The 13,515-nt window shown below is 40.6% G+C and carries 12 protein-coding genes; 11 read left to right on the forward strand and 1 reads right to left on the reverse strand.

Translation table 11 applies throughout. From position 1 onward, the window contains the following. Window positions 1-11: 11 nt before the first annotated feature. The 8 genes from cysE to fdx all read left to right on the forward strand — a co-directional run bounded on the left by cysE (window position 12) and on the right by fdx (window position 6,566). Window positions 12-833, forward strand: coding sequence for a serine O-acetyltransferase (gene cysE / locus HBH39_RS06965; RefSeq protein ID WP_167676831.1), 822 nt, complete (start codon window positions 12-14; stop codon window positions 831-833). A gap of 330 nt (window positions 834-1,163) precedes the next feature. Then, entirely contained in the window at window positions 1,164-1,625 is a 462-nt protein-coding gene (gene iscR / locus HBH39_RS06970; protein WP_167676833.1) for a Fe-S cluster assembly transcriptional regulator IscR, read from the forward strand. 82 nt (window positions 1,626-1,707) lie between these two features. Beyond that, entirely contained in the window at window positions 1,708-2,922 is a 1,215-nt protein-coding gene (locus HBH39_RS06975) for an IscS subfamily cysteine desulfurase (RefSeq protein WP_167676835.1), read from the forward strand. Window positions 2,923-2,978: 56 nt separating this feature from the next. Continuing rightward, a complete protein-coding gene (gene iscU / locus HBH39_RS06980) occupies window positions 2,979-3,362 on the forward strand; it encodes a Fe-S cluster assembly scaffold IscU (RefSeq protein WP_167676837.1) in 384 nt (127 codons plus the stop codon). Window positions 3,363-3,377: 15 nt separating this feature from the next. Then, a complete protein-coding gene (iscA, locus tag HBH39_RS06985) occupies window positions 3,378-3,701 on the forward strand; it encodes an iron-sulfur cluster assembly protein IscA (RefSeq protein ID WP_167676839.1) in 324 nt (107 codons plus the stop codon). A 45-nt stretch (window positions 3,702-3,746) separates the two neighbouring features. Next, a complete protein-coding gene (gene hscB, locus HBH39_RS06990; RefSeq protein WP_167676840.1) occupies window positions 3,747-4,271 on the forward strand; it encodes a co-chaperone HscB in 525 nt (174 codons plus the stop codon). 91 nt (window positions 4,272-4,362) lie between these two features. Continuing rightward, the gene (gene hscA, locus HBH39_RS06995) at window positions 4,363-6,222 is read left to right on the forward strand and encodes a Fe-S protein assembly chaperone HscA (RefSeq protein ID WP_167676842.1); all 1,860 of its coding nucleotides are present in this window, start codon (window positions 4,363-4,365) and stop codon (window positions 6,220-6,222) included. 8 nt (window positions 6,223-6,230) lie between these two features. Next, window positions 6,231-6,566 (forward strand): ISC system 2Fe-2S type ferredoxin, encoded by a 336-nt coding sequence (gene fdx, locus HBH39_RS07000; protein ID WP_167676845.1) that lies wholly within the window; start codon window positions 6,231-6,233, stop codon window positions 6,564-6,566. Window positions 6,567-6,759: 193 nt separating this feature from the next. Here fdx and HBH39_RS07005 read toward each other — a convergent pair whose 3' ends face one another. Then, a complete protein-coding gene (locus HBH39_RS07005) occupies window positions 6,760-8,622 on the reverse strand; it encodes an ATP-dependent nuclease (protein ID WP_167676847.1) in 1,863 nt (620 codons plus the stop codon). Window positions 8,623-9,132: 510 nt separating this feature from the next. Here HBH39_RS07005 and ndk point away from each other — a divergent pair. From ndk to HBH39_RS07020, 3 genes are all read left to right on the forward strand, one after another. Beyond that, entirely contained in the window at window positions 9,133-9,564 is a 432-nt protein-coding gene (ndk, locus tag HBH39_RS07010; protein WP_167676849.1) for a nucleoside-diphosphate kinase, read from the forward strand. 244 nt (window positions 9,565-9,808) lie between these two features. After that, window positions 9,809-12,250 (forward strand): EAL domain-containing protein, encoded by a 2,442-nt coding sequence (locus HBH39_RS07015; protein WP_167676851.1) that lies wholly within the window; start codon window positions 9,809-9,811, stop codon window positions 12,248-12,250. A 389-nt stretch (window positions 12,251-12,639) separates the two neighbouring features. Further along, window positions 12,640-13,512: a 6-carboxytetrahydropterin synthase gene (locus tag HBH39_RS07020; protein ID WP_167676853.1), complete on the forward strand. Its 873-nt coding sequence runs from the start codon at window positions 12,640-12,642 to the stop codon at window positions 13,510-13,512. Window positions 13,513-13,515 lie beyond the last annotated feature (3 nt).

The following is a 13,515-nucleotide window of genomic DNA, read 5'->3' on the forward strand; positions in this document are numbered from 1 at the left end:
AGGGAGTTCACATGAGCGTTAGATTTAGAATAAAAGAAGATATAGAGTCTATATATCATCGCGATCCTGCAGCCAATAGCACGATTGAAATACTGCTAAATTACCCAGGGATGCATGCCATTTGGCTACATCGTATTAGCCATAAACTATGGCGTGGAAACTGGCGACTAACGGCTCGATGTTTATCTACTTTCTCACGCTGGCTTACAGGGGTTGAAATACATCCAGGGGCAACCATAGGCCGTCGATTTTTTATTGATCACGGAATGGGAGTGGTGATTGGTGAAACTGCTGAAATTGGTGATGATTGCACCTTATACCATTCGGTAACATTGGGCGGAACTACCTGGCAAGCAGGTAAACGTCATCCAACATTAGGTAATAATGTGGTAATTGGTGCTGGGGCAAAAGTGCTTGGCCCCATTACTATGCATGATGGCGCCCGTGTTGGCTCAAATTCTGTTGTCGTAAAAGATGTTGCTGCAGATCATACTGTTGTGGGTATACCTGGTCGGGTGGTTGCCTCTCCTAGCGAGCATTCTAAGGAAAAAACAGAACGCCGCACTGAAATGGCAAAAAAATATGGTTTTGATGCTTATGCGGTATCGCCAGATAATCCCGATCCCGTGGCTAATGCGATTGGTCAAATGCTAGATCATATGCATTTAATGGATTCTAAAGTGCAAGAGCTTTGCCAAGCGATCCAGTCAATGGGCGGAGAAGTGTGTACAGACAAGTTACCTGAACTTGATGTAGGCGAATTTAATGAAGCAGAGAAAGCTGCCGCGCACAAACGTCAGCACGAGTTAGCAGAGTTTGACCCGAGTATTTAAATACAATTATTAATGGTGTTCTTGCTAATTTTTTAATAGGCCACTTAAAAATGAATTTTTATAGTGGCTTTTTTATTGGGATATCTAGCAAGTAAAACCGATTTTTAATTCTACAATTGCTAGCTTAATCACCATTTACTACTGAATTGGGAATTAATCCCGCTTTGGCATTGAAAACTGAGTCATAAAAAGGTTAAATACACGCGCTAAATTTTAGCTGTTTTAGCTTCTCTTTTTTTAATACTTGAGTAAATTAGTCGGATTAATAGTTGACTAAACTACTCAGGTATGTTGAAATTGCCCCATACTTTTTGGGAGCAGTAACAAGTTATGAAACTTACATCAAAAGGTCGCTACGCAGTGACAGCTATGCTGGATGTTGCGATTCATTCTGCTACAGGTCCAGTACCACTTGCAGATATATCTGAAAGGCAGGGGATTTCCTTGTCTTATCTTGAACAACTCTTCGCAAAATTAAGAAAACATGGCTTGGTTTCCAGTGTACGCGGGCCCGGAGGCGGCTATCGTTTAGGTCTTGAGCCTAGCGATATATCAGTGGGTATGGTTGTCCATGCTGTTGATGAGTCAGTTGATGCGACTCGGTGTCAAGGTAAAGGTAATTGCCAAAGCGGTACTCGCTGTTTAACCCATTCATTATGGGGTGACTTAAGTACGCAGATTTCTGAGTTTTTAAATGGCATTTCGCTTGCGGGTTTAATGCAAAAGCGAGATGTGCAGTTTATCTCGATTAAACAAGATGAATTGCAAAAGGAACATCGTGTGAGTCTATAACTCTCCGTTGTTGATTTGAATATAATTATTATTTGTACGTTGTATGTAGCTTCATCTGAGGCTACCCAGTACGGAGTGTGTTATGAAGCTTCCTATCTATCTAGATTATGCCGCAACAACCCCTGTCGATCCGCGTGTCGCAGAGAAAATGGTTCAACATATGACAATGGACGGAGTGTTTGGTAACCCTGCATCACGTTCTCACCGCTATGGCTGGCAGGCTGAAGAAGCCGTTGATATTGCCCGTAATCAAGTGGCAGATTTAATCAATGCAGACCATCGTGAAATTGTATTCACATCAGGCGCCACCGAATCGTCAAACCTTGCCATTAAAGGTATTGCTCACTTCTATCATAAGAAAGGCAAGCATATCATTACCAGCAAAACTGAGCACAAAGCGACCTTAGACACTTGTCGTCAGTTAGAGCGAGAAGGTTATGAGCTCACTTACCTTGAGCCAGAAGCGAACGGCATCATTCCAATGGAACGTTTAGAAGCGGCTATGCGTGATGACACTATTCTGGTCAGCATCATGCATGTTAACAATGAAATCGGTGTTATACATGACATCGATGCGATTGGTGAACTATGCCGTTCAAAGGGTATTTTCTTCCATATGGATGCTGCGCAAAGCGCAGGCAAATTACCTATTGATGTACAAAAAACCAAAGTTGATCTTATTTCAATCTCAGCCCATAAAATGTATGGACCTAAAGGGATTGGTGCTTTGTACGTTCGTCGCAAGCCACGTATTCGTTTAGAGTCTCAAATGCACGGTGGCGGACATGAGCGCGGTATGCGTAGTGGCACCTTAGCTACTCACCAAATTGTAGGTTTAGGTGAAGCTGCGGCAATTGCCAAGCAAGATATGCTAGAAGACAGTGCACGCATTACCCGTTTACGTGACAAATTATGGAATGGCATCAAGCACATTGAAGAAACCTATATTAACGGTGATATGCAGCAGCGTTACAGCGGTATATTCAATGTCAGCTTCAACTTTGTTGAGGGTGAATCACTGATGATGGCATTAAAAGATTTAGCGGTTTCATCAGGTTCTGCTTGTACATCTGCAAGTTTAGAGCCTAGCTATGTGCTTCGTGCATTAGGTTTAAACGATGAAATGGCACACAGTTCAATTCGTTTCTCAATTGGTCGCTTTACTACCGATGAAGAAATTGATCATGCAATTAAAGTAATCACTGAATCAATTGACAAATTACGTGAGATGTCACCACTTTGGGAAATGTTCAAAGATGGTATCGACTTGAATCAAGTTCAATGGGCACATCATTAATGGGCATAACCCATTAACATAATTTTGTTTACCGACAGAGATTTTGGAGCAGTATCATGGCTTATAGCGAAAAAGTAATCGATCATTATGAAAATCCACGTAACGTGGGTTCTTTTGATAAGAATGACCCTTCGGTAGTAACCGGTATGGTTGGTGCACCAGCATGTGGCGACGTAATGAAGCTACAACTTAAAATCGGTGCAGATGGCATTATTGAAGATGCAAAATTCAAAACCTATGGTTGTGGCAGTGCAATTGCATCAAGCTCATTAGTGACTGAGTGGGTAAAAGGTAAAACCGTTGACGAAGCCGCAAGCATTAAAAATTCTGATATTGCTGAAGAATTGGCTTTGCCTCCAGTGAAAATTCATTGCTCTATTTTAGCCGAAGATGCTATAAAAGCGGCAATCGAAGAGTATAAATCTAAACAATCTAAGTAATACCTGGAGTTAAAGATGGCAATTTCAATGACCCCAGCTGCGGCTGACAGGGTAAGATCTTTTCTAGCAAATCGCGGAAAAGGCCTTGGTTTACGCCTAGGGTTGAGAACATCTGGCTGTTCAGGGATGGCTTATGTGCTTGAGTTTGTAGATGAACTAAACGACGATGATGAGTTGTACACCATTGATGGTGTCAATATTATCATCGACGCCAAAAGCTTTATTTACTTACAAGGCATCGAGTTAGATTTTGTCAAAGAAGGCCTTAATGAAGGTTTTCAATTCAATAATCCGAATGCAAAAGGTGAGTGTGGTTGTGGTGAGAGTTTCACCGTTTAATCACGCTTTACTTACTATTCAATACGCAAGTACGAATGCTATTTAATGAATTACTTCGAACTATTTAATTTAGCTCCAGCCTTCGATATTGACACCGCCAACCTTGCAGAACGCTATCGCGATCTGCAACGTGCGGTGCACCCTGATAAATTTGCTCATGATTCTGAGCAACAAAAACTCCTCTCTGTACAGCGAACTGCGCAAATTAATGACGCATATCAAACGCTCAAAAATCCTTTAAGACGTGCTGAGCACATGCTGAGTTTACGAGGTATTGAGCTAAGTCATGAAACCACGACATTAAAAGACACTGCGTTTTTAATGCAACAAATGGAGTGGCGTGAACTGCTAGATGATATTAATCATGCCACTGACCCACAAGACTTGATTGATGAGTTATACGACTCTTTTGCCACTTATGAAAAATCACTATTTTCTTCATTAAAAGAATTACTCAATAGCGATGAACAAGAGGCCAATAATCAAGCGGCAGATCAAATTCGTAAGTTAAAATTTATGGCAAAATTGCAGGTCGAATTAACGCGTATTGAAGACGCGCTATTAGATTAGTTAACGCCATTACTGTCGTTAAAAACTAAAATTAACAGAAATTTCCTGTAATAATGCCTTATTGCGTTATTAATAAAAAAGTTGGAATACTATGGCACTGTTGCAAATTGCTGAACCTGGCCAAAGCGCCGCCCCACATCAACACCGTTTAGCCGTGGGGATTGATCTTGGTACGACTAACTCGCTTGTTGCTGCGGTTCGCAGTGGTGAAGCCAAAACTTTAGCCGATGAACAAGGACAACATTCACTGCCATCTGTAGTTTATTACGGTCCGGATAGCATTCTAGTGGGCGATGCTGCCCAAGCATATTCTGCCACTGATCCGCAAAATACTATCGTGTCGGTGAAGCGTTTTATGGGGCGCAGCCTTTCGGATATCACCCAAGCCGATAGCCAGCTCGCTTATCAATTTGAAGCCAGTGAAAATGGTTTACCCGTTTTTGTTACCCAGCAAGCTAAAGTTAATCCAATTCAAGTATCGGCTGAAATCTTGCGCCCATTAATTGCTCGCGCCGAAGATACTTTAGGCGGTGAGCTTCAAGGTGTGGTGATCACCGTACCTGCTTATTTTGATGATGCTCAGCGACAAGGCACCAAAGATGCGGCTGAGTTACTAGGTGTCAAAGTATTACGCCTCCTCAATGAGCCAACTGCAGCTGCAATCGCTTATGGCTTAGATACCAAACAAGAAGGTGTGATTGCCATTTATGATTTAGGTGGCGGCACATTCGATATTTCAATCTTGCGCTTAAATCGTGGTGTATTTGAAGTGTTGGCAACCGGTGGCGACTCTGCTTTAGGTGGTGATGATTTCGACCATCTGTTAGTTGAGCATTTCAAGCAAGTATGGCAATTAACTGATTTATCAAAACAAGTGAATCGTCAGCTACTTATTGAAGCTCGTCGTGTTAAAGAAGCTTTAACTGACAAAGATCAAGTTATTGCAACAGTGAATCAAAATGGTCAACTTTTAGAGTTAGTGGTGACTAAAGCAGATTTTGAATCGTTAATTGCAGCTCTGGTTAAAAAAACCATTTCGAGTTGCCGTCGTACGTTGCGTGATGCTGGTGTATCAACTGATGAAGTTATCGAAACCGTCATGGTTGGTGGCTCAACACGCGTGCCTTTGGTGCGTCAGCAAGTTGAGCAGTTCTTTAAAAAGACACCATTAACGTCTATTGACCCTGATCGCGTGGTTGCCATTGGTGCTGCGATACAAGCTGATATTTTAGTGGGCAATAAGCCTGAGTCTGATTTACTGTTATTAGATGTGATCCCCTTGTCTTTAGGTATTGAAACCATGGGCGGCTTGGTGGAAAAAGTGGTTACTCGTAATACCACAATTCCAGTTGCGAGAGCGCAAGAGTTTACTACCTTTAAAGATGGCCAAACTGCAATGGCATTTCATGTGGTGCAAGGCGAACGTGAACTTGTTGATGATTGTCGCTCTTTAGCTCGTTTCACATTGCGTGACATCCCTGCTTTAGCTGCAGGGGCTGCACATATTCGAGTGACTTTTCAGGTTGATGCTGACGGTTTACTTAGCGTTACGGCAATGGAAAAATCTACCCAAGTGAAAACCAGTATTCAAGTTAAACCGTCATTTGGTTTATCTGATACTGAAATTGCCAGCATGCTGAAAGATTCAATGAAACATGCTAAAGAGGATATTACTCGGCGTATGCTTACTGAACAAAAAGTTGAAGCAGCGAGGGTGATAGAATCGTTAACCGCAGCACTGAGAAAAGATGGCGATTTACTTGAATTAGCAGAGCGTACAGCGCTTGAAGCAGCCATTGCCAATTTAGCTCAAATTGCTCGAGCTGATGATGTCGATGCGATAGAGCAAGCTATCAGTAAATTAGATGAACAAACTCAAGATTTTGCGTCTAGACGCATGGATAATTCGATTAGAGCCGCATTAACCGGCCAATCTGTCGATAATATATAGGTGACAACATGCCACAATTAGTATTTTTACCCCATGAAGAATTATGTCCAGATGGGGCGGTGCTTGAAGCCGAAGTGGGTGAAACAATTTTAAACGTAGCTTTACGCAATGGCATTCATATTGAACATGCTTGTGAAAAGTCATGTGCGTGTACTACTTGTCACTGTATTGTTCGTGAAGGTTTTGACGAGCTTGAAGAAAGTGATGAGTTAGAAGATGACATGCTTGATAAAGCTTGGGGCCTAGAGCCTGAAAGCCGTTTGTCATGCCAAGCTAAAGTGGTTGATTGTGATTTGGTTATTGAAATACCAAAATACACGGTTAACATGGTAAGTGAAGGCTAAAAGCTTATTAAGTGCCAGCACTGAATGAATAGAAAGAGTAACAACGAATGTTGTTACTCTTTTTTATATCGGGTTTATGTGCGAGTAACTGACGGTCGGACAAACTTGCCTTTGGACAAAAACGTGATAGGTCTCTTGCTCTAAAACGTTTCTGTCAGATTAGAAAAAGTATGTCGAAGCCTTGAGTTTCTTATTAAGCTTTTGGCTTCAAGATACGTTCAATCTTACTTACTACATCCTCGCCTTTTTCAATGGTAATAGGAAATCCACGAACATTTAAAATATTGCTTTTCAATGCAATTGAAAGTTGTTCGCCCTCTACCGTTAAATCAAAAAGTTCGGATTTTTCTCTTAGGATTGTTTTGCAAAGTATCTTCATTTCTTGAGTGTTAGAGCCTGTATTTAGCTTAGCTATAGCAGGTGCTGCTATTGATAGCAGCACATCTCTTAATGATTCGGCTTCATTGATTTCTTCACCTTGAGACGCAAACTTGATACACTTAGTTACTTCAGGCAGAACGACTTCTAACATTGAAGGATCCAAGCTATCCAAGTGTTCGATTTCATCCACAGCAGCGCTGGGTTTTCCCTCAGAAGTGAAGGTGTCAGACGACTGATAATATGATTCAATTGCCCCTCTTCTTAGGATAAAACAACCCGCTAGTTCTAATAGCCCCAAGACAGCTTCCAAGCGGTTTCTAATTGTGATCCAAGACCTGTCAGCGTTTAAATCAGATAACGTACTTTCATCATGACTAAATAAAGCACAGAATACGGATCTTCGTTTTGCTTTAGTCTCTTCGCCTTCCCCTCTATCTACCCAATATGGGTGCGGGGTAGCTATATCCTTGATCTCTTCCCATTTGTTATTTGCCAATTGACAGAAATCATTAAAAGCAGCACTGGCAAGCGAAGCTGCAGAAGCAGCTCCAGACTCTGCGGCTTTTTGATCTGCGATTATACATCCGTTGAGATAATAGTTAGTTAATTCAAGGCTATCAGCAAAAGCATCAGCATCTGCTAAAACTACTGGAGTCTTTCCCATTAGTCTTATAAATTTTGAAACTACAGGCATTTGACCTGTGCCAATTACTGGCAATAACTGAGAGCCAGATGCTTCCAAGTGAACCCCTAACTTTTGAGACAAAAAGCTACAGATGAGGGCGTCTGAAGGCCCCTCAACTAATAGTGGCTTTTTACAAAATAGAGAAAGTTTATGTTCTTGTCCTAGCCGGGCAATTAATGCCTGTATTTTTTTGTTCTGAAGTTCGCCAGATTCTGGAGAGATTTGAACAGGTGCTGTATCTAAGTCATGGCAAAAAACTAGAGATAAAAGGTCGTCACATTTTAATATATTCAACATTTCTGTTGAATGAGTTGCCATAACTATTATCTTCTTAAAGCCTCCTTCAGAATAGTGGCCAGCAGCTGAAGCAATCTCATTAAGTAAAAATGCTTGTAACTGCGGATGCAGGGAGACTTCAGGTTCATCTAGCATCAAAGCCCCTACATCGTCATCATAAAGCGCTGATAATAAGCCAACTAAATGAAGTAACCCTGACGCCTCTCGACCTGAAGAGTATGGCGCACCTTCCTTATCCAATCTTGCAAAAACAACCTTTAAAGTACCCGCATCCCATTCAATAATAAGATCTCTTTTGAATAACTTTTTAAGGCGCTCTTGCACTTTAACCAAAATATCAGCTCTCTCCGATAAAGTTTGGAAGTCACCATTTAACGTTTCAATTTTATGACGCCTATCTACGTCACTTCTGCTACCAAAATTAGTGCTTTCATATGATATCCGACCACCTCTGTGGCCGTCATAATCCGACCGACTATGTTCAAGCGTTCCCATTCTTCCTGCAGAAATAAATCTAACCTTCTTACCTTGAATATGCTGTGGTAGCGCATTTTTTATGGCTCTAAGCAGGTGTGTTTTACCACTTCCATTAGGTCCTATCAGTACTGTCAGCCCATTTCGAATGGTAATTTCACGATTAAAATTTCCATTGTGGCTCTGAATTGTAGTGTTTAACAATATAGAGAAAGACATATTATTCCTTTAAGGTATATAACAGTGCCTTTCTCAGAAGACATTGTATTTATAATATTTAAAATATATGGGAACCATGACAGAAAAGACTGTTCAATGGGCTTATTGTCCCTAGCACTCACAAATTACAGGTCATGTCTGTATAGTTGCAAATACTCAATTAGGCTCATAATCTGCTATTAGAAAATGTAGGTCAAGAACTGGCGTGGGAAAGGGATCGGGAATCGACTGCTAAATTATTTCGGGGCAAAAGCGAGTTAGATCCAAACGCCCGCTTTGGCACGTTGCCAACTGTCAGATTAGCCTTGTTCACTTAATGAACGAGAAAATTCTGTATCAAATGGTTAACAAATTGATTGGTTGTGTATCATAAATTGAGCGGTAGCTGCGGTAATTTTTAACTCAGTCACTTATTTGATCACAAAAGCTTTTACACGCTATGCATTCGCTTCGAAATTACGTATAATCCGCGCGAATTTTATAAACTAGCTCACATAAAGGAAGCTCGTAATGGCGATCGAACGCACATTTTCTATTATCAAACCTGATGCAGTTGCTAAAAACCACATTGGCGCTATTTACAACCGTTTTGAATCAGCTGGTCTTAAGATCATCGCTTCTAAAATGGTTCACCTAACTAAAGAACAAGCCGAAGGTTTCTATGCTGAACACAGCGAGCGTCCTTTCTTTGGCGCATTAGTGTCTTTCATGACTTCTGGTCCTATCATGGTTCAGTGTTTAGAAGGCGAGAACGCAGTTTTAGCTAACCGTGAAATCATGGGCGCAACTAATCCTGCTGATGCTGCTCGCGGTACTTTACGTGCTGACTACGCTGCAAGCATTGACGAAAACGCGGTTCACGGTTCTGACGCAGTTGCTTCAGCTGAGCGTGAAATTGCTTACTTCTTCAGCGCTGATGAATTGTGCCCACGCACTCGTTAATATTCATCTTTGTTTGACGTTAAAAGGCGCTGCGGCGCCTTTTTTGTCATTATCTGATTTTAAGCAATGAAATTTTTAAAAATTGGTTTTTGTATTTCAATTTGCTCAAGCCACTTGCTTTAGCTCAAGCTAAGCAATATCGGTATTTACTAACTTAGTCACAAATTTAACCGTTCTTCATCGATGGGATACATTTATAATGTAGCAATTATTTCTTGATATCGTTTCATATCGATTACTATCTATGAGTAAGTGCAATAACCCCATTAGCATTGATGAACAAATTATCTATTATCGAGACCAATTAAAGCAGGCTTCGCTCCTTTTTGATGGTGTCATCGGGATAGCATTACACTCAACTGAGCCCATTATTTTTGACGATATCCTTTTCAATCAAGATGTCAAAGCCCATCTAAAAACTTCGCAACAAAAAATTGATATTTTACAGCAGCTAAACAGTTTCTTTGCTGGTTCAAGTTTATTAGTGCCGCATCAAGAGCTTTCAACAACTACCCAGATAAAATCCTTGGTGTTGAACGGTAACATTTTTGCCGCCCTATTTATTGTTGATGACTCGCCTAAAGCACTAGCTATGTTGAATTTACTCCATCAACAACTGCAAAACCAATTGTCCGAACTGACGACATCGACAGATTTAACAAGTTTTGATCTACAAATGTGTATCGACTCTTTAGACCAGCATGTTTGGATAAAGAATGCCGACGGGGTTTATGTTGCTTGCAACACAAGTGTCGAAAAAGCATGGAAGATGTCCAAAGCCGAGATTGTTGGTAAAACTGATGCACAGCTATTTGATGAGCCTACGGCAAAACTGTTTATTGAAGGGGATAAAAGGGCGATTAAAAAAGGGCGAAATGTTATTGTCTCTCAGTGCCAAGACACAGATTTAAATAATAATACTGTTTGGTTAGAAACGCTTAAAGCCCCGCTTTATGATAAAGCACATCACCTAAAAGGTGTATTAGGGGTAACACGAAACATTGCTAAACACAAAGCGGCTGAAGAGCAACTTGAGTTAGCGGCATGTGTGTTTAAAAATGCCATCGAAGGGGTACTGATTACCAATGAGTTTGGCAATATTGTTGAAGTCAATGATGCTTTTACCAATATAACGGGTTATCAGGCTGATGAAGTGATAGGCCAAAACCCACGCCTATTACAGTCTGGTCGTCATCAAAAAGATTTCTATGAAAAATTATGGAACACCTTACTGGTTCAAGGGCGATGGAGCGGTGAGATTTGGAATCGGCGTAAAAATGGCGCCATTTACCCGCAAATTGTCACCATTAGTGCTGTTTATGATAGTGACAATCAAATTAAATATTTTGCTGCCGTTTTTGCTGATATTTCGGTGCAAAAGCAAACTGAGGAAAAACTCAATAATTTAGTTTATGTCGACGCATTAACTCAATTGCCAAATCGAATGCAGTTTTTATCTGTTCTTGAGAAAGAGTTACAGCACAATCATAGAGGGAATCAACAACTTGCTGTGCTGTGTATCGACATTGATTTGTTTAAACATATCAATGAGAGTTTAGGCCATCTAGTGGGTGATGAAATTATTGTTGAGTTAGCCAAACGCCTGTGTTTTGCCATTTCAGAAATCGACACCATTGCACGATTAGGTGGGGATGAGTTTGTGGTGTTGCTTTGTGATATTAACGATACCGACTCAGTGGCGTCTAAGGTAAATGATTTACGCAGGGTATTTGAAAAGCCATTTATTATTAAAAATCACCCGCCAATCAGGCTCACCGCGACCATTGGTATTGCTTTATCGCCAGAAGATGGCGACAGTGCTGATAGTTTATTAAGACATGCCGATGCGGCTATGCATCGTGCTAAAACAAATGGCCGTAATAGTTTTGCTTTTTATACTGAATCGATGACTCGGCAATCTGTTCAGCAACTTCAAATACATTCAGCCCTTCATCAAGCGATTGTTAATGAGAGTTTTTACTTGGTTTACCAGCCAAAAGTAAATATGCGCAACAATCAAGTCTGTGGTTTTGAAGCATTACTGCGCTGGCATGATCCTGTATTGGGCATGATATCACCTGGGATATTTATTCCTATCGCGGAGAAAATTGGCTTAATCAATGAAATTGGTAATTGGGTATTGCAAACGGCTTGTCAACAAGGAGTACAATGGCTCGATGAAGGTAAATATTTTGACCGTATTTCTGTCAATGTCGCCAGTTTGCAATTGCAGCAAAGTGACTTTGTTGACCAAGTTAGACAGGTATTAATCGATACCGGTTTACCGCCAAGATTTCTTGAGTTAGAAGTCACTGAGTCATGCATGATGCTTGAGCCGGATAAAATTATCCGAGATTTAGAATTACTTGGTTACATGGGGATTGCGATTAGTGTGGATGATTTTGGTACGGGTTATTCATCATTAAACTATTTAAAAAAATTACCTATTAATAAACTAAAAATTGATCAATCTTTTATTAAAGATATTCCTTTTGATGCTAATAATACCGCCATTGCAAAAGCTGTTATTGCTTTAGGGCATGCGTTAAATTTACAAGTTATTGCAGAAGGCGTAGAAACTCAAACTCAGGCTGATTTTTTACTCGCTAATCATTGTGATTTAGCCCAAGGCTACTTATATAGTCGCCCTGAATTAGCGGAAGATTTAGAACATTTTTTAACTTAACTTAACCTGAGCTGCGTATAAGAGATTAGCTAATATACTGATTCATATGATTTTTACTTTCGAGTACATTTCTAGAGAGGTATTTTTGCTTAGAACAAGGCAAATTTGAGCGTCAATAGCTGGTCTATTGCAAACAAATTTAACGCAGTTATCAGTAAAAATAGGCTCTAGAAAGCAAGTTGTTATGCGCAGCTCAGGTTAACTTATCTTTATGCAACACAAAAAAGCCAGTGAAGGTCGATGTCACTGGCTTTTTTTATATTATCTTTTATGGATACTCGCTCATGGCGTCACTTTTGTTTAGAATGTTCAGCTATGATTCCTTTGGCCAATTGCCAAATGGAAGTGATTTTCACTGAGGTGGACTGTTTTTCTACCTAGGAGCATTAATGCAACTGTTCGTAAAAGACTTAACTGTCATCGATTTCTCATATCTTTGTCCAATTCGTGGCATGGTCGGCGAGAGCTGGATTGTCGATGTGTTACTTGACGGCGGATTAGATGAGCAAAATATGGTGCTCGACTTTTCTAAAGTCAAAAAAACCATTAAAAATACCATTGACGATGTTGCAGATCATCGATTGCTGATCCCAACCGCCTGTAACCAAGTCAGATGGCAGCAGCAAGGCGATAGAGTCTGGATGGATTTTGTCAGTCAAAAAGGCGATATTCATTTAGCTTGTCCATCTCAAGCATTTGCTTTGATCCCTACCGAAGTCATCGACTTTGAAAGTGTGAATGACTTCTTACAGAAAGCATTACGAGAAGCCTTACCTGAAAACGTCCAAGGGATCAGTTTAACGCTGCGTAATGAAGTACTGAGCACGCCTTATTATCACTACAGCCATGGTTTACGTAAGCATGATGGTAATTGTCAACGAATTGCCCATGGCCATCGTAGCCCAGTCACCATTTTCGAAAATGGTATCGCCGCACCCAACTGGGATGAATATTGGGCCAAGCGTTGGCAGGATATTTACTTAGGTTGTGAAGATGATCTTGTCTCGGTTGATACTTTGTCTTTGTCGAAACAAACCTGTGTCAGTGATGACACTCATTTTGGATTTCATTACCAAGCACCTCAGGGCGATTTTCAGTTAGCGATGCCTAAAGCCTTATGTGACATTATCCCTCACGATACCACGGTAGAATTGTTAGCCGAGTTTATGGCAAATACCTTATCCAAAGAGGTGCCTGAAAGTCATTTCAAAGTGATAGCATTTGAAGGTATTGGTAAGGGCGCCATTGCGGTTAGAGGTTAATTT

The sequence above is a fragment of the Shewanella aestuarii genome, assembly GCF_011765625.1.
In the GTDB taxonomy this organism is placed as follows: Bacteria; Pseudomonadota; Gammaproteobacteria; order Enterobacterales; family Shewanellaceae; genus Shewanella; species Shewanella aestuarii_A.

What these genes read in the sequence shown, in the direction of transcription:
- cysE (WP_167676831.1), top strand. Translation starts at nt 12, where the DNA reads ATGAGCGTTAGATTTAGAATAAAAGAAGATATAGAGTCTATATATCAT.
- iscR (WP_167676833.1), top strand. Translation starts at nt 1,164, where the DNA reads ATGAAACTTACATCAAAAGGTCGCTACGCAGTGACAGCTATGCTGGAT.
- HBH39_RS06975 (WP_167676835.1), top strand. Translation starts at nt 1,708, where the DNA reads ATGAAGCTTCCTATCTATCTAGATTATGCCGCAACAACCCCTGTCGAT.
- iscU (WP_167676837.1), top strand. Translation starts at nt 2,979, where the DNA reads ATGGCTTATAGCGAAAAAGTAATCGATCATTATGAAAATCCACGTAAC.
- iscA (WP_167676839.1), top strand. Translation starts at nt 3,378, where the DNA reads ATGGCAATTTCAATGACCCCAGCTGCGGCTGACAGGGTAAGATCTTTT.
- hscB (WP_167676840.1), top strand. Translation starts at nt 3,747, where the DNA reads ATGAATTACTTCGAACTATTTAATTTAGCTCCAGCCTTCGATATTGAC.
- hscA (WP_167676842.1), top strand. Translation starts at nt 4,363, where the DNA reads ATGGCACTGTTGCAAATTGCTGAACCTGGCCAAAGCGCCGCCCCACAT.
- fdx (WP_167676845.1), top strand. Translation starts at nt 6,231, where the DNA reads ATGCCACAATTAGTATTTTTACCCCATGAAGAATTATGTCCAGATGGG.
- HBH39_RS07005 (WP_167676847.1), bottom strand. Translation starts at nt 8,622, where the DNA reads ATGTCTTTCTCTATATTGTTAAACACTACAATTCAGAGCCACAATGGA.
- ndk (WP_167676849.1), top strand. Translation starts at nt 9,133, where the DNA reads ATGGCGATCGAACGCACATTTTCTATTATCAAACCTGATGCAGTTGCT.
- HBH39_RS07015 (WP_167676851.1), top strand. Translation starts at nt 9,809, where the DNA reads ATGAGTAAGTGCAATAACCCCATTAGCATTGATGAACAAATTATCTAT.
- HBH39_RS07020 (WP_167676853.1), top strand. Translation starts at nt 12,640, where the DNA reads ATGCAACTGTTCGTAAAAGACTTAACTGTCATCGATTTCTCATATCTT.